Source organism: Kitasatospora cathayae (assembly GCF_027627435.1).
GTDB lineage: Bacteria > Actinomycetota > Actinomycetes > Streptomycetales > Streptomycetaceae > Kitasatospora > Kitasatospora cathayae.
Genome location: NZ_CP115450.1, coordinates 2,938,549 through 2,958,224, shown reverse-complemented (window position 1 = coordinate 2,958,224; position 19,676 = coordinate 2,938,549). Strand labels below are relative to the sequence as shown.

At 74.0% G+C, this 19,676-nt stretch carries 17 protein-coding genes and 1 tRNA gene; 6 read left to right on the top strand and 12 right to left on the bottom strand.

Annotated features, from left to right (window positions below; translation table 11 throughout):
- Nucleotides 1–54: 54 nt before the first annotated feature.
- The 4 genes from O1G21_RS13100 to dhaK all read right to left on the bottom strand — a co-directional run bounded on the left by O1G21_RS13100 (nucleotide 55) and on the right by dhaK (nucleotide 4,664).
- On the bottom strand, nucleotides 55–2,313 hold the full coding sequence (locus tag O1G21_RS13100; RefSeq protein ID WP_270143528.1) for a heavy metal translocating P-type ATPase: 2,259 nt from the start codon (nucleotides 2,311–2,313) through the stop codon (nucleotides 55–57).
- Between the two features lie 70 nt (nucleotides 2,314–2,383).
- The gene (locus tag O1G21_RS13095; RefSeq protein ID WP_270150954.1) at nucleotides 2,384–2,602 is read right to left on the bottom strand and encodes a heavy-metal-associated domain-containing protein; all 219 of its coding nucleotides are present in this window, start codon (nucleotides 2,600–2,602) and stop codon (nucleotides 2,384–2,386) included.
- Between the two features lie 405 nt (nucleotides 2,603–3,007).
- The gene (dhaL, locus tag O1G21_RS13090; protein WP_270143526.1) at nucleotides 3,008–3,649 is read right to left on the bottom strand and encodes a dihydroxyacetone kinase subunit DhaL; all 642 of its coding nucleotides are present in this window, start codon (nucleotides 3,647–3,649) and stop codon (nucleotides 3,008–3,010) included.
- A gap of 19 nt (nucleotides 3,650–3,668) precedes the next feature.
- Nucleotides 3,669–4,664 carry a dihydroxyacetone kinase subunit DhaK gene (gene dhaK, locus O1G21_RS13085; protein ID WP_270143524.1) on the bottom strand — a complete coding sequence of 332 codons (996 nt, stop codon included), beginning with the start codon at nucleotides 4,662–4,664 and terminating at the stop codon, nucleotides 3,669–3,671.
- 215 nt (nucleotides 4,665–4,879) lie between these two features.
- Between dhaK and dhaM the strand changes: the two genes are divergently transcribed.
- Nucleotides 4,880–5,275, top strand: coding sequence for a dihydroxyacetone kinase phosphoryl donor subunit DhaM (dhaM, locus tag O1G21_RS13080; RefSeq protein ID WP_270143522.1), 396 nt, complete (start codon nucleotides 4,880–4,882; stop codon nucleotides 5,273–5,275).
- A gap of 6 nt (nucleotides 5,276–5,281) precedes the next feature.
- On the opposite strand, the gene O1G21_RS13075 is transcribed toward dhaM, so the two are convergent.
- Complete coding sequence (locus O1G21_RS13075; protein WP_270143520.1) at nucleotides 5,282–7,009, bottom strand: bifunctional 3'-5' exonuclease/DNA polymerase; 1,728 nt, start codon at nucleotides 7,007–7,009, stop codon at nucleotides 5,282–5,284.
- A gap of 158 nt (nucleotides 7,010–7,167) precedes the next feature.
- Here O1G21_RS13075 and O1G21_RS13070 point away from each other — a divergent pair, with 158 nt between their 5' ends.
- Nucleotides 7,168–9,192 carry a M3 family metallopeptidase gene (locus O1G21_RS13070; RefSeq protein ID WP_270143518.1) on the top strand — a complete coding sequence of 675 codons (2,025 nt, stop codon included), beginning with the start codon at nucleotides 7,168–7,170 and terminating at the stop codon, nucleotides 9,190–9,192.
- On the opposite strand, the gene O1G21_RS13065 is transcribed toward O1G21_RS13070, so the two are convergent.
- Nucleotides 9,193–10,671 carry a cellulase family glycosylhydrolase gene (locus tag O1G21_RS13065; protein ID WP_270143516.1) on the bottom strand — a complete coding sequence of 493 codons (1,479 nt, stop codon included), beginning with the start codon at nucleotides 10,669–10,671 and terminating at the stop codon, nucleotides 9,193–9,195.
- 146 nt (nucleotides 10,672–10,817) lie between these two features.
- Nucleotides 10,818–11,453, bottom strand: a complete 636-nt coding sequence (locus O1G21_RS13060) for a TetR family transcriptional regulator (protein ID WP_270143514.1) — start codon at nucleotides 11,451–11,453, stop codon at nucleotides 10,818–10,820.
- 185 nt (nucleotides 11,454–11,638) lie between these two features.
- Between O1G21_RS13060 and O1G21_RS13055 the strand changes: the two genes are divergently transcribed.
- Entirely contained in the window at nucleotides 11,639–12,865 is a 1,227-nt protein-coding gene (locus O1G21_RS13055; RefSeq protein ID WP_270143512.1) for an acyl-CoA dehydrogenase family protein, read from the top strand.
- Between the two features lie 4 nt (nucleotides 12,866–12,869).
- Here the strand turns inward: O1G21_RS13055 and O1G21_RS13050 are convergent, their stop codons facing one another.
- From O1G21_RS13050 to O1G21_RS13035, 4 genes are all read right to left on the bottom strand, one after another.
- On the bottom strand, nucleotides 12,870–13,472 hold the full coding sequence (locus O1G21_RS13050) for a phosphatase PAP2 family protein (protein WP_270143510.1): 603 nt from the start codon (nucleotides 13,470–13,472) through the stop codon (nucleotides 12,870–12,872).
- Nucleotides 13,473–13,657: 185 nt separating this feature from the next.
- Nucleotides 13,658–14,467 (bottom strand): enoyl-CoA hydratase/isomerase family protein, encoded by an 810-nt coding sequence (locus O1G21_RS13045; protein WP_270143508.1) that lies wholly within the window; start codon nucleotides 14,465–14,467, stop codon nucleotides 13,658–13,660.
- 34 nt (nucleotides 14,468–14,501) lie between these two features.
- Nucleotides 14,502–14,921, bottom strand: coding sequence for a hypothetical protein (locus O1G21_RS13040; protein WP_270143506.1), 420 nt, complete (start codon nucleotides 14,919–14,921; stop codon nucleotides 14,502–14,504).
- Nucleotides 14,900–15,451 (bottom strand): GNAT family N-acetyltransferase, encoded by a 552-nt coding sequence (locus O1G21_RS13035; protein ID WP_270143504.1) that lies wholly within the window; start codon nucleotides 15,449–15,451, stop codon nucleotides 14,900–14,902. Before O1G21_RS13035 ends, O1G21_RS13040 begins: the two co-directional genes overlap by 22 nt.
- 78 nt (nucleotides 15,452–15,529) lie before the next feature.
- On the opposite strand from O1G21_RS13035, the gene O1G21_RS13030 reads away from it, so the two are divergent.
- Nucleotides 15,530–16,141 (top strand): TetR/AcrR family transcriptional regulator, encoded by a 612-nt coding sequence (locus O1G21_RS13030; RefSeq protein WP_270143502.1) that lies wholly within the window; start codon nucleotides 15,530–15,532, stop codon nucleotides 16,139–16,141.
- A gap of 274 nt (nucleotides 16,142–16,415) precedes the next feature.
- Here the strand turns inward: O1G21_RS13030 and O1G21_RS13025 are convergent.
- Nucleotides 16,416–16,491, bottom strand: a tRNA-Arg gene (locus O1G21_RS13025).
- 654 nt (nucleotides 16,492–17,145) lie between these two features.
- On the opposite strand from O1G21_RS13025, the gene O1G21_RS13020 reads away from it, so the two are divergent.
- On the top strand, nucleotides 17,146–17,718 hold the full coding sequence (locus tag O1G21_RS13020) for a single-stranded DNA-binding protein (protein WP_270150952.1): 573 nt from the start codon (nucleotides 17,146–17,148) through the stop codon (nucleotides 17,716–17,718).
- Nucleotides 17,719–18,071: 353 nt separating this feature from the next.
- Complete coding sequence (locus tag O1G21_RS13015) at nucleotides 18,072–19,505, top strand: Cys-Gln thioester bond-forming surface protein (RefSeq protein ID WP_270143500.1); 1,434 nt, start codon at nucleotides 18,072–18,074, stop codon at nucleotides 19,503–19,505.
- Nucleotides 19,506–19,676 lie beyond the last annotated feature (171 nt).

The window sequence follows — 19,676 nt, the reverse complement described above, 5'->3', positions numbered from 1 at the left end:
GCCCGGACCGCGCGGGCGGTTTCCAGCGGTCCGGGCCCCTCTTGCCACCAGGACTCAGGCCGGCCGGAAGCGGCGCAGCCGGAGGCTGTTGCTGACCACGAAGACCGAGGAGAAGGCCATCGCGGCCCCGGCGATCATCGGGTTGAGCAGTCCGGCCGCCGCCAGCGGGATCGCCGCCACGTTGTAGCCGAAGGCCCAGCACAGGTTGCCCCGGATGGTGCCGAGGGTGCGGCGGGAGAGCCGGATGGCGTCGGCCGCGGCGCGCAGGTCGCCGCGGACCAGGGTGAGGTCGCCGGCCTCGATCGCGGCGTCGGTGCCGGTGCCCATCGCCAGGCCCAGGTCGGCCTGGGCGAGCGCGGCGGCGTCGTTGACGCCGTCGCCGACCATCGCCACGACTCTCCCCTCGGACTGCAGCCGCCTGACGGTGTCGACCTTGTCCTCGGGCAGCACCCCGGCGATGACGTCCCGGGGGTCGATGCCGACCTCGGCGGCGACCGCCCCGGCCACCGCCGCGTTGTCACCGGTCAGCAGCACCGGGCGCAGGCCCAGCGCGCGCAGCCGGGCGATGGCCTCGGCGCTGGTCGGCCTGACCGCGTCGGCGACCTCCAGCACGGCCCGGGCCTGGCCGTCCCAGCCGACCGCGATCGCGGTGCGGCCCGCCGCCTCGGCGGCGGCCCTGGCGCGGGCCAGGACGGGTGGCAGGTGCTGGGCGCCATCGGCCAGCAGGGCCTCGCGCCCGGCGGTGACCGTACGGCCGTCCACGACGCCCTCCACGCCCCGGCCGGGCACGCTGCGGAAGTCCGCCACCGGCGGCAGCCCGCCGAGTCGGTCGGCGGCGGCTTCGGCGACGGCCCGGGCGACCGGGTGTTCGGAGGCGTGCTCCACCGCGCCGGCCAGCCGCAGCGCCTCGGCCTCGGTGACGCCCTCGGCGGTGTGCACGGCGACCAGTGCCATCCGGCCGGTGGTGACGGTGCCGGTCTTGTCCAGCACGACGGTGTCGACCCGGCGGGTGGTCTCCAGCACCTCGGGGCCCTTGATCAGGATGCCGAGCTGGGCGCCGCGGCCGGTGCCGACCATGAGCGCGGTCGGGGTGGCCAGGCCCAGGGCGCACGGGCAGGCGATGATCAGCACGGCCACCGCGGCGGTGAACGCCTCGGTGGGGCTGTCGGTGACCAGCAGCCGGCCGACCAGGGTGGCGAGGGCGATCAGGATGACCACTGGGACGAAGACGGCCGAGATCCGGTCGGCCAGCCGCTGGGCGGCGGCCTTGCCGTTCTGGGCCTGCTCGACCAGTCGGGCCATCCGGGCCAGCTGGGTGTCCGCGCCGACCCGGGTGGCCTCGACCACCAGGCGGCCGCCCGCGTTGACGGTGGCGCCGGTGACGGTGTCGCCGACGGTGACCTCGACCGGGACGGACTCGCCGGTGAGCATCGAGGCGTCCACCGCGGAGCTGCCCTCGACCACCGTGCCGTCGGTGGCGACCTTCTCGCCCGGGCGCACCACGAAGCGCATGCCCACGGCCAGCCGGTCCACCGGCAGCCGGACCTCCCGGCCGCCCCGGAGGACGGCGACGTCCTTGGCGCCGAGGTCGAGCAGGGCGTGCAGGGCGGCGCCGGCCCGGCGCTTGGCGCGGGCTTCCAGGTGGCGGCCGAGCAGGATCAGCACGGTGACGGCGGCGGCGGTCTCCAGGTACAGCGTGCCGGAGGCGTCGGTGTCGCCGATCGCGAACGAGAAGTCGTGCCGCATCCCCGGCAGGCCGGCGTGGCCCCGGAACAGGGCCCAGCAGGACCAGCCGAAGGCGGCCAGGGTGCCGAGCGAGACCAGGGTGTCCATGGTCGCGGCGCCGTGCCTGAGGTTGGTCCAGGCGGCGCGGTGGAACGGCAGGCCGCCGTAGGCGACGACCGGACCGGTGAGGGCGAAGGCCAGCCACTGCCAGTCGGTGAACTGCAGGGCCGGGACCATCGAGAGCAGGACCACCGGGACGCTGAGCACGGCGCTGATCAGCAGGCGCTCGCGCAGGGGATCCTGCTCGGCGGGCCGGGTGGCCGCGGGCGGCTCGGCGACGGCGGCCGGGGGCGGCGGGAGCTCAGCGGTGTAGCCGGTGCGCTCGACCGCGGCGATCAGGTCCTCGACCGTGACGCCGGGACCGTAGTCGATCCGGGCCTTCTCGGTGGCGAAGTTGACGGTGGCCTCGACGCCGTCCATCCGGTTGAGCTTCTTCTCGATCCGGGCCGCGCAGGAGGCGCAGGTCATCCCGCCGATCGACAGCTCGACCCGGTCCCGGGCCTCGAGGCCGGGGGCGGAGGTGGTCATGCGGGTGGCTCCTCGGTGGGGGCGTGCGGCGGGGGCCGGGACGTCGGGCCCCCGCCCTGCGCGGGGTTGCTCAGGCGGCGGGGCCGACCAGCTCGTAGCCGGCCTCGTCGATCGCGGCGCGGACCTGCTCCTCCGCCAGCGGGGCTTCGGAGGAGACCGTCACGGTACCCGCCTGGGCGTCGGCGGCGACCTCGGTGACACCGGCCAGCGCGGAGAGCTCCTCGCTGATCGCCTTCTCGCAGTGGCCGCAGCTCATGCCGGACACGGTGTAGGTGATGGTGCTGGACATCGGGGCCTCCGGGAGGTCGGTGCGGTACTGGCTCTCTTGCTCTCCCAACACCATACCCCTCAGGGGTATTTCCCCGGAGGGGTGGGTCTTCCCCGGAGGGATGGGTGAGGTGGATCGCATCGTAGGCGACGGGGCCGCTCGGACCGGGGAGGAGGGGGACGGCGCCGGGATCGGCGCGGTCGGCTCCCGCCGGATCAGCAGCCGCGGCCGGAGCAGCCCACCCGAGAGACCACGAGCAGCCCGGTCGCGTCGTACCCGGCGTGCGGGTGGATCTGCTCGGCGGACGGGTTCGGAGGGGCTGGGGGACCGGGGTGCGGGTGGGGGGCCTTCCGCTTCGCGCGGTTGCCGCGCCCCTTTGGGGGCACGGGAACCGCGCGACGGGGAGCGGGCCGGTGGGCGGGGCGCTCAGTGGCTGGTGATGTCGGCGAGGGTGCGGAAGAGGAGGGCGGTGGAGGTGGCGCCCGGGTCCTGGTGGCCGATGCTGCGTTCGCCGAGGTAGGAGGCGCGGCCCTTGCGGGCCTGGAGGGGGACGGTGTCGCGGGCGCCCTGGTCGGCGGCGTCGGCGGCGGCCGTGGCGGCTTCGGGGAGGGTGGCGCCGGCGGCGGCCGCGGTGCGGAAGGCGGCGACGGCCGGGGTCCAGGCGTCCACGATGGTCTTGTCCCCGGGCTCGGCCTTGCCGAGGGCGCGGATGGCGTCCAGACCGGCCGCCAGGGCCTCGGCGAGGACGGCCGGGTCGGCCGGCTCGGGCAGGGCGGCGCCGATGGCGCGGAAGGCCTTGCCGTAGAGCGGGCCGGAGGCGCCGCCGACCTTGGAGATGAGGGTGGCGCCGGTCTTGCTGAGGACGGCGCCGGGGCCGGTCGGCTGGAGGCCGTCCAGGGCGGTCAGGGCGGCGGCGAAGCCGCGCTGGAGGTTGCTGCCGTGGTCGCCGTCGCCGATCGCGGAGTCCAGTTCGGTGAGCCGGGCCTGCTCCTCCTCGACGGCCGCGGCGATCGCGCGGATCCAGGCCTCGGCCAGTGGGGAATCGAACAGCGGGGTGTCGAAGTCCATCGGGTCTCCTCCGGACGGCTCAGGCCCGCTTGAGGGCGGGGGTGTCGACCGGGGCGTCCCAGAGGTCCACCAGCTGGGCGTCGGCCTTGGTGAGGGTGAGGGAGAACCCCGCCATGTCGAGGCTGGTGACGTAGTTGCCGACCAGGCTGCGGGCGACCGTGATGCCGCGTTCGGCGAGCCGGGCGGCGACCTCGCCGTAGACCACGTACAGCTCCAGCAGTGGGGTCGCGCCGAGTCCGTTGAGCAGGGCGATCACCTCGTCGCCCGGGGTCAGGTGGTGGTCGGTGAGGATGGTCTCGACCACCTCGGCGGCCAGGTCGCGGGCCGGGCGGAGCTTCTCGCGGCGGCGGCCGGGCTCGCCGTGGATGCCGACGCCGACCTCGATCTCGTCCTCGGGCAGGTCGAAGCCGGGCTTGCCGGCGGCCGGGACGGTGGCCGCGGTGAGCGCGACGGCGAAGGAGCGGGAGGCGGCGTTGACCCGCTCGCCCAGGGTGGCCACCTCGTCCAGGCCGGCGCCGCGTTCGGCCAGCGCGCCGGCCGTCTTCTCGACCAGGACGGTCGCGCCGGTGCCCCGGCGGCCGGCCGTCCAGGTGGAGTCCTCGACCGCGACGTCGTCGTTGACCAGGACGGTGCGGACCTCCAGGCCCTCCTCGGCGGCGAGTTCGGCGGCGAGTTCGAAGTTCATCACGTCACCGGTGTAGTTCTTCACGACGAAGACCACCCCGGCGCCGTTCTCCACCGCCTTGGCGGCGGCCAGCATCTGGTCCGGGACGGGGGAGGTGAACACCTCGCCGGGGCAGGCGGCGTCCAGCATGCCGGGGCCGACGAAGCCGCCGTGCAGCGGCTCGTGGCCGGAACCGCCGCCGGAGATCAGCGCGACCTTGGGGCCGGCCGGGCGGGTGGCCCGGGTGATCACCCGGTTGGGGATGTCCACCGTCAGCTCGGGGTGGGCGGCGGCGACTCCGGCCAGGGCGTCCTCCAGGACGCTCTCCGGGGTGTTGATCAGCTTCTTCAACGCTCTTCGCTCCCTTGGTGAGGACGCAACAGCCTGTCGCCGACGCTACGCCAGACGGGGGGTGTGGGCACGGGGTGCGACACGCGGGATCCGGGTCACCCTCCCGGAGCAGCGGACCGGGGCCGTAGGGTCGCCGGCATGAGTGAGCGAAGCGAAGGAAACGACAAGAGGTGCGCGTTTCGCGAAGCGACCGGCGAGCGGAGCGAGGCGGGCGCATGAGCGAACACGTGGGCATCGTTCTGGTTTCGCACAGCGCTCGGCTCGCGGAGGGGCTGCGCGAGCTGCTCGGCGAACTCGCCTCGGACGGCGTGCGGGTGGTGGTCGCGGCCGGGACGGAGGACGGCGGTCTCGGCACCAGTTACGAGCTGATCGCCGGGGCGATCGCGGAGGCGGACGGCGGGGCGGGCGTGGTCGTGCTGCCGGACCTCGGCAGCTCGGTGCTCACCGCCGTGACCGTGCTGGAGGACGAGCCGAGGCCGGGCGTGCGGCTGGTGGACGCGCCGTTCGTGGAGGGCGCGGTGGCGGCCGCCGTCACCGCCTCGACCGGGGCGCGGCTGGCCGAGGTGGTCGCGGCGGCCGAGGACGCGCGCACCTTCCGCAAGCTCCGGTAGCCGCCGCTACTTGGCGTCCGCGTAGCAGTCCACCACGGCAGTGCTGAGCGGGAAGCGCACCGGGGTGTCGGCGAAGACCAGCCGCCGGGCCTCGTCGGCCGCCTCGGCGACGGCGGCGGCCACCGCCTCGGCCAGGTTGGCCGGGGTGTGCACGATCACCTCGTCGTGCTGGAAGAACACCAGGTGGGGGCGGTCCGCCGGGACGGGCACCGGGAGCTCGTTCAGCCGTCGGCGCAGCGCCGCCAGCAGGGCGAGCGCCCAGTCGGCGGCGCTGGCCTGGATGACGAAGTTGCGGGTGAACCGGCCGCGGGCGCGGGCGGTGCGGCCGCCGGTCTCGCCGGAGGTGTCGGCCTCGGTGAGGTCGAGGAAGGCGGCGGAGGCGGGCGGGCAGACCCGGCCGAGCCGGGAGGTGACCACGCCGCCGTCCTCGCCGGTGCGGGCGGCGGCCTCGACGTAGCCCATCGCGGCGGGGTAGCGGCGGCGCAGGGTGTTCAGCAGCGGGCCGATGTCGCCGCTGGTCTGCCCGTACATGGCGCCGAGCAGGCCGAGCTTGGCCTTGTCGCGGTCGCCCTGGAAGGCACTGGCGGCGAGCGCCTCGTAGAGGTCGCCGCCGGCGGCGGTGCGGGCCAGTCCGGCGTCCTGGGAGAGCGCCGCGAGCACCCGCGGCTCGAGTTGGGCGGCGTCGGCGACCACCAGCAGCCAGCCCGGGTCGGCGACCACGGCGCGGCGCAGGATGCGCGGGATCTGCAGGGCGCCGCCGCCGCGGCTGGCCCAGCGGCCGGAGACCACGCCGCCGACCACGTACTCGGGCCGGAAGCGGCCGCCGCGGGCCCAGGCGTCCTGCCAGGCCCAGCCGTGGGCGACGTGGATCCGGGACAGCTCCTTGTAGCGGACCAGCAGTCGGGCGGCCGGGTGGTCGATGCCCTTGAGCTCCCAGGAGCGGGTGGAGCCGAGCTGGATGCCGGCCTCGGCGAAGGCGCGCAGCACCTGGGTGTGCGAGTCGGGGTTGAACGGCTTGGCGCCGAGGGCCTGGTGGAGTTCGACGGCGAGGTCGGCGAGCACCCGGGGCTGGGTGCCGGGGACGGTGGGGCGGGGGCCGAGCAGGTCGGTGAGCAGTTCGTCGTGGACGTCGGAGCGCCAGGGCAGGCCGTCGTGGGCCATCTCGGCGGCCACCAGGGCGCCGGCCGACTCGGCGGCGACCAGCAGCCGGAAGCGCTGCCGGGCGGCCGGGTCGCCGATGGCGGCGATCCGCCGCTGCTGTTCGGCGTGCACGGCGACGACGGCGTCCAACGGGTCGGCGCCGGGCGGCAGTTGCAGCCGGTCGGGGGCGAACAGGGTGTCCTGTCCGTCGTCCGCGTCGGCCAGGCCCGGTTCGGGCAGGTCGTCCGGGACGGGCAGGCCGCGCAGCCGGGACCAGGCGGCGCCGAGCGAGCGCGGCGCGCCGAAGCGGCCCTCGTGGCCCAGCAGCAGGGCCTCGACCAGCCGCAGGTCGTGGCAGCGGGCGAGCCGGTCGGGCAGCCGGGGCAGCAGTGGGGCGTACCCGGAGTCGGCGGCGGCCCAGACCCAGCGGGGCCCCGGAGCATCATCACGGCTCGAGGCCTCCCGGGCGGCGACCGCGGCGGCGAGGTCACGGACGGTCTCCGGCGGTCCGAGCGGGCTGCCGGTGTCGTCCAGCGGCTGGAGGCGGCCGCCGGGGCCGTGCGGGTCGGGCACGAGGGCGGTTCTGGGGGCCACGGCGGGCGTCTCCTCTCCGGTGAGTGAGCGGTCGGGCGTACGGGTGGGGCGCGGGTGTGCGGCCCGCGGGTCTGCGCCGTCGACGTTAACGGGTGGGTCTGACAACGATGACCAGGGGTGCCTGGGCACGCCGGGTGACACCGCGTAGGGTCGGCGGAATGACCGAGAACCCGTTCTTCGCGGCCAGCCCCCTGGTCTACGAACTGCCTCCCTACGCCGAGATCCGGGAGGAGCACTACCTGCCCGCCTACGAGCGCGGGATGGCCGAGCAGCTGGCCGAGATCGCGGCGATCACCGACACCGAGGCCCGGCCGACCTTCGAGAACACCCTGGTGGCCCTGGAGCGCTCCGGTGAGCTGCTGCGCCGGGTGGACGCGGTGTTCCGCAACCAGTCCTCCTCCGACACCACCGACCTGCTGGACGAGGTGGAGGCGAAGGTCAGCCCGCTGCTCGCGGCCCACCACGACGCGATCCACCTGGACCAGAAGCTGTTCGCCCGGATCGAGGCGCTGCACGAGGACCGGGCCGCCCTGGGGCTGGATCCGGAGTCGCTGCGGCTGCTGGAGCGCCGGTACACCGCGTTCGTCCGTTCCGGTGCCCGGCTGGGCGAGGCCGAGCAGGCCCGGCTGCGCGAGCTGAACGCCGAACTCGCCGCGCTGGGCACAACGTTCCAGCAGAACGTGAACGCCGCCACCCGCTCCGCCGCGCTGGTCGTGGACACCGCAGAGGAGCTGGCCGGGCTGTCCGAGGACGCGATCGCCGCCGCGGCGGAGAACGCCCGGGTGCTCGGCCACGAGGGCAGGTACGTGCTCAGCCTGAAGAGCCCCTCCAACCAGCCCGAACTGGCCCTGCTCGCCGACCGCTCGGTACGCGAGCGGCTGCTGGCCGCCTCGCTCGCCCGCGGTGGCGGGTCCAACGGTCCGCTGGCGATCCGGATGGCCGGGTTGCGGGCCGAGCGGGCCGCACTGCTGGGCTACCCGAGCCACGCCGCGTACGTGGTGGCGGACGAGACGGCCGGCACCGTGGAGGCGGTGTCCGGACTGCTGGCCCGGCTGGTGGAGCCGGCCGTGGCGAACGCCCGCCGGGAGGCCGCCGAGCTGGCCGGGGTGGCGGCCGCGGACGGCATCGGGGAGATCGCCGCGCACGACTGGGCGTACTACTCGGAGAAGGTCCGGCAGGCCTCCTACCAGGTGGACGCGGCGGCGCTGCGCCCGTACTTCGAGCTGGAGCGGGTGCTGAAGGACGGCGTGTTCTTCGCCGCGGGGCTCGCGTACGGGCTGAGCTTCACCGAGCGGCCGGAGCTGACGGCGCACCACCCGGACGCCCGGGTCTTCGAGGTGTTCGAGGAGGACGGTACCCCGCTGGGCCTGTTCATCGGCGACTTCCACGCCCGGGCGTCCAAGCGCGGCGGGGCCTGGATGGACGAGCTGGTGGGCCAGTCCGGGCTGACCGGGCGGCGGGCGGTGGTGCTGAACAACCTCAACGTCCCGCGCCCGGCGCCGGGCGAGCCGGCGCTGCTGAGCTGGGACGAGGTGCGCACCCTGTTCCACGAGTTCGGGCACGCGCTGCACGGGCTGTTCTCGGACGTGCGGTACCCGCTGTTCGCCGGCACCGCGGTGCCGCGGGACTTCGTGGAGTTCCCCTCGCAGGTCAACGAGATGTGGATGGTCCGGCCGGAGGTGCTGGCCAACTACGCCCGCCACCACGAGACCGGGGAGCCGCTGCCGGCCGAGCTGGTCGAGCGGATGATCGCGGCCGAGGGCTTCGGGGAGGGCTTCCGGACGGTGGAGTACCTGGCGGCGACGCTGCTGGACTGGGCCTGGCACACCCTGCCGCAGGGCCACCGGGTCGCGGACGCCGGGGAGTTCGAGGCGCGGGCGCTGGCGGAGGCCGGGATCGCCGTCCCGGCGATCCCGCCGCGCTACCGCACGCCGTACTTCCAGCACGTTTTCTCCAGCGGCTACAGCGCCGCGTACTACGCGTACATCTGGTCGGAGGTACTGGACGCGGACACCGTGCGGTGGTTCGAGACCAACGGGCGCTCGGTGCGGGACAGCGGCGAGCTGTTCCGGCGGGAGCTGCTGGCGCGCGGGTTCAGCCGGGACCCGCTGGAGTCCTTCCGCGCGGTGGTCGGGCGGGCGCCGGAGACCGGGCCGCTGCTGGAGCGCCGGGGGCTGGCCTGATCACCCGGCGGTGAGGGCGACCGTCACCGGGGTGCCCGGGCGGGTGTGCGGGAGCCGGATCCGTACGGTTCCCGCACACCCGCCCGCGGGCTGTTCGACCTCGACCCGGGCGTCGGCGGGGGAGACGGTGACCCGGGCGCCGTGCGGGAACCCGGCGGGCGGCAGGACGAGTTCGCCGGTGCGCCCGCTGCCGTCGGCCGTCCACCGCACGGTCGTGCCGACGGTGCGGACGCCGGTGCCGGCGACGGCCACCGGGTACGGGCCGAAGGCGGGTTCGTCGCCCGGGGCGGGGTGCCCGGCCGGGTCGAGCGCGCAGTAGCCGCCGGTGCCGCGGCACCAGTACCACATGGTCCAGCCGTCGGCGAAGCCGTCCATCGCGGCGACCTGCCGGCGGACCAGCTGGGTGTTGCCCGGGGTGCGGGAGTTCGGCGGCCCCCACTCGCCGACCAGGACGGGCAGCCGGTTGGCGGTGGGGTAGGCGGTGATCGCGGCGGTGTACCGCTGGATGAAGCCGTCGGCGGGGTTCCAGTCGGCGCCGTTCTCCACCGCGGTGTCGTAGAAGTGCGGGGCGTAGCCGAGCCGGGGCGCGCCGGGGCGGGGGTCGGTGAAGCCGGGCAGCCGCGTCGGTACGCCCTGGCCGACCAGGACCGTCGGTTCGACGAACAGCCAGGCGCGGGAGTCGACTCGGCGCACGGCGGTGATCAGGCGGCGGTACATGCCGGCGAGCCGACCCTGTTCCAGGGCGGCGGAGGCGGCGGCGAGCACGGCCGGGTCGGTCGGGTCGCCGTCCACCGGGCCGAACGGCTCGTTGAACAGGTCGTAGCCCAACAGGGAGCGGTGGCCGCGTAGTTCGCGGGCGAGCCGGGTGTAGAAGTCGGCCTGCCAGGCGCGCAGGTCGGGGTCGTCGTAGAGGTGGCGGAAGGCGGCCTGGACGGCGGGCTGGAAGTAGCCGGCGAACCAGTCGTTCGGGTCGGGGGTGAAGGGCAGTCCGTCGTCGCGGGTGGCCCAGACCGGGATGCCGTTGGTGCCGCCCCCGAACTCCGGCCCGTAGACGTCCTGGTGGAAGTCGACCAGGACGAGCAGGCCCAGCTGGTCGGCGCGGTCGAGGAGTTGCCGGATCCGGTGCAGCTCGACGGGGTCGAGGCGGCCGCGTTCGGGCTCCAGCCTGGTCCAGGAGACCGGCAGCCGGACCAGGGTGAAGCCCTGGGCGGCGACGGAGTCCAGGTCGGCGGGGGTGGCCTCGGCGTACTTGTCGAGGTTGAAGCCGCGCAGCTGGAGCCGGCGGCCCTGGGCGTCGGTGAGGGCGGTGCGGCCGTCCGGGTCGGTGACCGTCCCGGTGGGGAAGTGGGCGGCCCGGTGCCCGCCGTGGGCCGGGGTAGAGGCCGGGGCCGAGTCCGTGGCCGTGGCCGGGGCCGGGGTGGCGGTCAGGGCGGCGGTGGCGGCGAGTAGCAGGGCAACGGCGGTGCGGCGCAGGCGCATCGGGGACCTCGCACGGCGGGGGGTGGGGGCCCCGATGATGCCCGGGCCGCCGGGGGCGGCACAAGGGTCGTGCGCGCAAGGGTCATGCGTCCAAGGGTCGTGCCCCAAGGGTCGTGCGCCCGAGGGGAGTTCGGCCTGCGGGGAGTTCAGTCCGCCTCGGAGCCCGGCGGCTCGGCCGGGGCGGCGGGCAGGACGGCGGTCGGCAGGTCCGCGGCGGCGGCCAGGCGCCCCCAGAGCAGGTCGGCCAGGGCCTGAACCATGCGGGTGCGCGAGCAGGGTTTGGTCTCCAGCCACCAGTCCCCGGCGGCCAGCACCATGCCGGTGATGCCCCGGCCCCAGGCCTCGGCGAGCAGGTCGCGGTCGGCGCCGAGGTCGACCTGGTTCTGCACGGCCCGGGTGATCTCCTCGGCGATCTGCCGCAGGGCGGGGGCGAGGGCGTTGCCGGCGCCGCTCGGGTCGCCCGGCTCGGGGTGGGTGAGCAGTCGGTAGACCTGGGGGCGGGCCTCGATCCCGGCGAGGTAGGTGTCCAGGACGTGTTCGACCCGGTCGCGGCGTTCCAGCGGTTCGGCCAGGGCGGCCCGGACGGCGGCCAGCAGGCCGCCGGTGTGGCGTTCGGTCAGGGCTCTGATCAGGCCGTTCCGGTCGCCGAAGTGCCGGTAGAGGATCGGCTTGGTGATGCCGGCCTCGGCGGCGATGGCGTTCATGCTGGCGCTCGGCCCCTCGCGCTGGATGACCCGGTCGGCGGCGTTGAGCAGCTGCTCGCGGCGGGGCTCTCGGGACATGCGCTGCTCCTCGGATTCTGGGTGGGCTGGGCGTTGACATCGGTTACCAATCAGTAGCAGACTCCGATGATGTTACCCGGGGTAACACCCCGGTGGGTCGCGTCCGCGCGGTCGTGTCCCCGGTCGAACCCGTCGTGGCCCTGAGTCGCGTCCCTGCGTCGTAACCCTTCTGCGGAGGCTCCACCATGAGCAGCACGTTCTCGCTGGACCCGGGCGCGGACCAGCTCGCCGTACGCGACTGGCTGCACGGCTTCGCCGCGGATGTGATCCGCCCCGCCGCGGCCGAGTGGGACGAGCGCGAGGAGACCCCCTGGCCGATCATCCAGGAGGCCGCCAAGTTGGGCATCTACTCGCTGGACTTCTACGCCCAGCAGTACTTCGACCCCTCCGGCGTCGGCATCCCGATCGCGATGGAGGAGCTGTTCTGGGGCGACGCGGGCATCGGACTGTCCATCGTCGGCACCACCCTGGCCGCCGTCGCGGTGCTCGCCAACGGCACCGACGAGCAGATCGGCACCTGGACGCCGCAGATGTTCGGCACCCCGGACGACGTCAAGGTGGCCGCCTTCTGCTCCTCGGAGCCGGACGCCGGCTCCGACGTGGGCGCGCTGCGCACCCGGGCCGTCTACGACGAGGCCAAGGACGAGTGGGTGCTGAACGGCACCAAGACCTGGGCCACCAACGGCGGGATCGCCGCCGTGCACGTGGTGGTCGCCAGCGTCGACCCGGAGCTGGGCACCCGCGGGCACGCCTCCTTCGTCGTCCCGCCGGGCACCCCGGGGCTGAGCCAGGGCCAGAAGTTCAAGAAGCACGGCATCCGCGCCTCGCACACCGCCGAGGTGGTGCTCGACGGCGTCCGGGTGCCCGGCAGCTGCCTGCTCGGCGGCAAGGAGAAGCTGGACGAGCGGCTGGCCCGGGCCCGCGAGGGCGTCAAGCGCTCCGGCGGCAAGGGCAACGCGGCGATGGCCACCTTCGAGGCCTCCCGCCCGGCCGTCGGAGCGCAGGCGATCGGCATCGCCCGGGCCGCGTACGAGGTGGCGCTGGACTACGCGAAGACCCGGGAGCAGTTCGGCCGTCCGATCATCGACAACCAGGGCGTGGCCTTCCAGCTCGCCGACATGAAGACCCGGATCGACGCGGCCCGGCTGCTGGTGTGGCGGGCGTCCTGGATGGCGGCCGGCAACCAGCCGTTCACCGCCGCCGAGGGCTCGATGTCCAAGCTGTACGCGGGCGAGACGGCCAAGTTCGTCACCGCGCAGGCGATGCAGATCCTCGGCGGCAACGGCTTCACCCGGGAGTACCCGGTGGAGCGGATGCACCGGGACAGCGCGATCTACTCGATCTTCGAGGGGACCAGCGAGATCCAGCGGCTGGTCATCGCCCGGGCGATCTCCGGGATGCCGATCCGGTAGTCGGCTACCGGGCCGCCCAGAAGGTGAGCCCGGCGGTGAGGGCGCCGACCACCGCGCCGACGACCGTCTGCGCGGTGGTGTGGTCCCGCAGCACCACCCGGGACCAGCCGATCACCGCGACCAGCGGGTAGAGCAGCAGCCACAGCGGGCCGAGCGCGATGCCGAGGCAGGCCACCGCGCCACTGGCGACGGCGGTGTGCACCGAGACCTTCCACCAGACGGTGATCACCAGGATCGGGACCAGCGAGGCGAACATCGCCGCCACCATCGCGGTGAGGTCGCGCGGGGCGTGGGCCCAGATCATCACCGCGAAGCTGACGGCGACCGAGCCCATGATGAACGGGATGACGGTCAGCCGCCGCTGGCGGTGGCCGACGTGCCGGTCCTCCAGGGTGCCCTTGCGGATGCCCCGTTGGATGAACAGGGTCGGGACGACGGCCGCGAACAGCGCCGCGAAGGCGGCCCAGCCGAGGCCGGACCAGCCGTAGCGCAGGCCGCCGATCAGCAGGCAGACCGCGATGATCACGTTCTTCGGCTCGACGCCGTCGGTGACCCGGCGGGCCCAGATCGTCCGGCTGGTGGGGGCGGTCGTGGCCTCGGTGGTCATCGGGGTGGGTGCTCCGGGGTCGGGACGGGTGGTCGGCGGTCGCCGGCGGCGGCAGCGGTCGGCGCTGGTCGGCGCTGGTCGGCGGCGACGGGCGGTGGCGCGGGCGCTGGTCGGATGATCGTACGTGAGCTGCCGGTGCCGCGTCCGAGCGTGCCCGAACGGCGCTCGCGGGAGGCCGCGGCAGCTCAGAACCGCGGCGGGCGGCCGGCCAGGAAGGCGGCCAGTCCCTCGTGCACGTCCGAGGCCTCCCGCGAGCGCCGTTCCCACGGCTCCAGCGCCTCGGCCGCGCGCTCCGCCGGGACGGCCAGCGCGGCCTTGACCGCCCCGATGGTCTGGGTCGAGCGGCTGGCCAGCAGCCGGGCGAACTCCAGCGCGGCGGCGTCCAGTTCGGCGTCCGGCAGGACCCGCTCCGCGAGGCCCAGCGGCAGCGCGTCCCGGCCGCGCACCAACTCGCCGGAGAACAGCAGGTACTTGGCCCGGGCCGGCCCGACCAGCCGGGCCAGCCGCAGGGTCGGCACCGCCGGGTAGACCACGCCGAGCTTGGCCGGGGTGATCCCCAGCCGGGCGTCCTCCGCGACGAAGCGCAGGTCACAGGCGACGGCCAACTGGCAGCCGCCGCCCACGCAGGCGCCGTGCACCACGGCGAGGGTCGGGTGCGGGAAGGCCGCGAGTGCCTCCTCGGCGGCCACGTTGACCGCGTGGTAGGCGTCCGCGCGCTGCGGATCGCCGTACACCTCGGCGAGTTCGGTGATGTCCGCGCCCGCGCTGAAGGTGTTCCCGGCGCCGGTGAGCAGCAGCGCGCGCACGCCCTCCTGCTCGGCCAGCTGCGCCAGGACCTTGGGCAGCGCCTGCCAGATCGCCAGGGTCACCGCGTTGCGGCGGTGCGGGCGGGCGAACTCCAGGACCGCGACGCCGTCCTCGCCGACGTAGGCGTTCAGGCCCTCGGCCTGGACGGGCAGGGCGGAGCGGTCCCGCGTGAGCAGCGGCTGGTCCATGCGCACCTCCGGTGGTCGTGGTGCGCCCACTCTCTCAGGCCGGTGCGGCGCAGTAGTCCCCGAGGCGGTGCTCGACCGCGGCGAAGGCGCGGCGGGCCTCGTCCAGGGCGGCGGGCAGGGCGGCGGCGCGTTCGCCGGCCAGCATCCGGCGGTGGTTGCCGCCGACCAGGGTCAGCCGGACGGCGAGCAGCTGGGCTGCGGCGACCCGGGCGGTCCGCTCGTCGTGGGCCGGGTCCTGGGCGCGCAGTTCCTCGGCCAGCAGGGCCTGGGCGCGCTGGTCGAAGGCGGCGGCGGCGCGCAGGCCCAGCGCCGGGGGGTCGGGCCGGGGCGGAGCGGCCGGTGCCGGCGGCCTGAGCGGGGGTTCGGCGGAGCGGGGCGGTGGACTCCCCCGCAGTCCACCGGGCCCCGCCCATGTGCCGGACGTCCGGGTGATCAGGCCCGGGTGGCGGCCCACTCGGGGGCCAGGATCGCCCAGACCTCCTTGTCGTGGCGGACCCCGTTGTGCAGGAACCACTCGCGCAGCACGCCGTCCCGCCGCATGCCGACCCGCTCGGCCACGGCCCGGCTGCGGGCGTTGGCGGCCGAGCACCACCACTCGGCGCGGTGCAGGCCCCGGGTGGTGAAGGCGTAGTCGAGCAGCAGCCGGACGGCGGCGGTGATCAGCCCGCCGCCCTCGCCGGCCGGCTCGGTCCAGGCACCGATCTCGCAGTTGCCGCTCTTGGCGTCGAACTGCACGAACATCACGCCGCCGACCAGCGTGCCGTCCCGCCAGATGCCGTAGATCCGGCCGGAGTCGGTGGCCTGGCGGTCGGCGTAGCGCTGCAGGGTGGCCCGGGCCGAGTCCAGGTCGGTGGAGAAGGTGGCCCACGGGATCCACGGGTCGGTGTGGGCCCGGGCGCGGTCGATGTGGGCGAGGAACTCGGGGGCCTGCCAGGGCTCCAGGGGGCGCAGTTCGGCGTTCTCGGCGAGGGGGACGGAAAACACGGGCGGGCCTTTCGCGGGTGGTGCGGCGGGGCTGTCGAGATCATTCATAACAAACGTTTGGTATGTACGATAGCCCCCATGACGCCAGCTCGTGGAGACCATGACGCCCGCCGCTCGGAAGTCTCCGAGGGGGTGTGGCGGGTGCTCTCCACCCGGGGCTTCGAGGGGCTGACGCTGCGTGCGGTGGCGGCCGAACTGGGCGCCTCCACCGGCCTGTTGACCCACTACTTCCCGAACAAGCGGGCGCTGCTGAGCCACGCGCTGGAGGAGCTCGACCGGCGCTCCGCCGCCCGGCCCCGGCGGATGCTCCCCGCCGACGGCACCCCGCCGCCGCCCCCCGGGCTGGCCCGGCTGCGGGCCGCGCTGCTCGACGTGCTGCCGCTGGACGAGGCGACCGAGGCCGGCAACCGGATCTGGGTCAGCTCCTGGGACGTCGCCCTGGCGGACCCGGAACTGGCGGCCGCGCACGCGGGGCGCTACGCCCGCTCGCGGGTGGCCCTCACGGCGCACGTCGCGGACGCCCAGCGGCTCGGCGAGCTCCCGGCCGGAGCCGATCCCGCCGGGCTCGCGGCGGGCGCTCAGGCCTTCGTGCTGGGGCTGGTGGTGCAGTCGCTGTTCGCCCCGTCGGAGTTCCCGGCCGAGCGGCAGGTCGCCCTGCTCGACGCCTATCTGGCGGGGCTGGCCGTTTAAGGGCCGGTCCTTGGTGCCCGGTCCGGCGGGCCGGGCCTGGCGCGCGGCTGTCCGGCTTTTGCCGGATTCGCCGGTCGGGCGCCCGGGTGCGGGACTGTTTCGTTCAGGGGGTGGGGGATTCGCCCGGAATTCCGGTTCTCCCGGCCGGCCCGCCTTTAGCGGCAGACATGACACGCATTGTCACGGGTTATGCGCAGCGAGTGCTGGATTACCCGGAGGTCCGGTACGACCACGGAAAGTGCTCACGGGTGGGATGGCCTGCGGAATTGCAGGGTGGCGCCCCCAGCAGGATTCGAACCTGCGACCTACCGCTTAGAAGGCGGGTGCTCTATCCGCTGAGCTATGGGGGCGGGACGGACGGCGCCCTGGCGGGCGTGACCGCGGCCGGGTTCGGGCGACGAGCGCTGGGGGCGCGCGTTGTCCGGCCCGTGCCTGAGGGGTGGGGGTGGGGGTTGGTGGGCCCTCGCCCTGTCGGGGACAGGATAAGGGTGTCCAGTTCCTCGGCCGGGTGTGACGACACCGTCGTTGGTGTGTCGGTTCGGTGGAGCGGTCCGATAATCGCAGGTGAAGACCGTGCGTGCAGCGGTCTGGGACAGTTCCGGGCCGGACGTTGTCTAGTCGTTACGGGGCTGCCTCCTCACCCGTTATGGATTCGACACGGAGAATGCCCCGCCACCGCCGTGGGTGGGGGGTCCTATTCGGCTTGCTCCGGTCGGATGACGTGCGCGGACGGCTCCCGGCGGGTCTTCGGTCGCGCTCCGGCCGGGGACGCGATCTGCCGGTTTGTTGTCATGGCCGCGAAGAAGTGGCGGCTCGGCGGTGCACGGAGGCCGAAATTCACCCCTGTGAGTGACGGCTCTTTTTCACCCTGCCGATCGGCCCAGGAGTTGTCCACAGGATTTGGGAACCCGGTGGCCGGGATTTCCTCCAAGGCGCACTCTCAACTCGCACCGCTCGATTCCGTACGGTGCATCGGCGAGAACGGAGAGTGTGCTGTGAACGACATGCACGTGACGGTGCTGGGCAATGTCGCGACGGAGGTGCGCTACGGGGAAACCTCCGGCGGGGTGCCGATGGCGAACTTCCAACTCGGCTGCACCGAGCGGCGGTACGACCGGGAGCACGCCTGCTGGGTGGACGGCGAGACGCAGTGGCTGAGGGTGACGGCCTGGCGGGCGCTCGCGGTGAACCTGATCGGCTCGCTGGCCAAGGGCGATCCGGTGCTGGTGACCGGCCGGCTGCGGGTGCACGAGTGGACGGAGGGGGAGGTGAAGCGCAGCCGGGCCGAGATCAACGCCCGGTCGGTCGGACACGATCTCACCCGTGGCACCTCGGCGTTCCGTTGGGCGACGGGGGTGCGCGAGCAGCCGTCGAGTGCGGCCGGGGGTGCCGCGGCGCAGGCGGCGAGCGAGCCGGTGCCCGGGTGGATCGTCAACGCGCTGGAGTCGCGGCGGGCTTCGGCGGTGGCCGCGGCGCCCCGTCTGTTCGAGCCGCCGGGTGCGGGGCCGGTGACGGAGCGGCAGGAGAGCGTGTCCGAGGGGGAGAGGGGAGGTGAAGACCGGGCGATGCCGAGCTGACCGGTCGATGACCTTCTCTGTCGACAAATATGTTGATCGAGAAGGGTGTTGCGCCCGCATGCGCAATCTCGACCGGATAACGGAAAGTCATGAGCGATTCTGGCAGAGTGTCAGCTTGTGTGGATCCTGAGGGGGTTGATAACGATCCAGATACGGAATCGTCCTGATTTCGCATGGGGGTTTCGAGTCCTCTGGGGCTCAATAGGATTCGTCTGGTTCATACCCGCAGCAGTGCCACAGGGGGCACGCGCGGCACGGCAAGTCGGCGGGCTGCCCACTCGGTTCGGTCCGCTTCGGAGGGATCCCAGATGTTCAAGAGGCAGGGGCGGGGTCTGTCCCGCATAGCCACTGTCATGCTCACGACCAGCGTTGCGCTGGGCGGAGGCCTGTTCGCGGCCGGTGCGGCGGCCGCGGCGGATACCCCCGCCTCGGGCGTGACCTCGGCAGTGATTCAGGACACGATCTTCGGCGAGAAGGTCGACGTCGACGGCAACACCTACGACGCGGGTCTGTTCACGCTGAAGACCGCCGACGGTGAGCTGAAGACCTACTGCATCGACTTCGGCTTCCCGGTCGACATCCACGCCAAGGACCCGATCAAGTACCAGGAGGCGGACTGGTCGGCGAGCTCCCTCGGCAGCCCGAAGCGCGCGGAGCCCGCCTCCAAGATCCGCTGGATCCTGGAGAACTCCTACCCGAAGGTCTCGGAGAGCTCGCTCGCCACTGCCCTCAACATCCCCGGCCTCACCGCCGAGGACGCTGCCGCCGGCACCCAGGCCGCGATCTGGAAGTTCTCGGACGGCAAGGACGCCTCTCCGCACAGCGAGGCGGCCACGAAGCTGCGCGACTACCTGATCAGCGGCGCCAACAAGGGCATCGCCGCCGAGCCCAAGCCGTCGCTGAGCCTCACCCCGGACTCCGTCTCCGGCAAGTCCGGCAGCAAGCTGGGCCCGATCGTCCTCAACTCCAGCGCCAACGAGGTGAAGCTGGCCGTCACGGGTGACGCCGCCGACAAGGCCAAGCTGGTGGACAAGGACGGCAAGCCGGTCGGCGCCACCCTGACCGGCCCGATCGCCAAGGACACCCAGCTGTTCGTGGACGTTCCGGCCGGCACCCCGGACGGCTCGCTCGCCCTCAAGGCCGACGTCTCCACCGTGGTGCCCAGCGGCCGCGTGTTCCTCAGCAAGGGCTACACCGCCGACAACCACAGCCAGACCATGATCCTGGCCGGCTCCGGCAAGGTCAGCGTCTCCGCCGCCGCCAAGGCCACCTGGAAGCAGGGCAAGGGCGCGCTGATCGACAGCACCGCCAAGATCGAGTGCGCCAACAACGGTGTGCGGGTCTCCGTCACCAACGGTGGTGACGAGGCCGGTACCGTCACGGTCAACAAGCAGCAGCTGACCGTCCAGCCCGGCAAGACCGAGAGCGTGCTCGTCCCGGTCGCCGAGAAGACCGGTTACAAGATCACCGTCACCGGCCCGAACGGCTACAGCCGCGACTTCCAGGGCGTCCTGGACTGCAAGACCGGCACCGGCAACCCGAGCTCCGCCCCGACCGCCCCGACCGGCACCGGCACCGCCACCCCGTCGGGCACTCCGAGCACCGGCGCCGCCCACCCGGCTCCGTCCACGACCAGCGCCGCCCCGGGTACCGGTGGCCTGGCCCAGACCGGTGCCGACAGCAACACCCCGCTGCTGGCCGGCATCGCGGGTGCCCTGGTCATCGCCGGTGGCGCTGCGGTCTTCTTCCTGCGTCGCCGTGGCCGCCACGGTGGCAACGCCGCCTGAACCGGTAGCACGGACTAGCCGGCAGTACCGCCTGGTCCTGCTCGGTCACGGCCCGGCTCCCCGCACTCGCTGCGGGGAGCCGGGCCGTCGGCATTCGGGCCCGACCCGTTCCGTCACGCTCCGGTGGGGGTTCCCGGGCGGTTCGGGGCTTCCGGCCGGGTGCGGCACAAT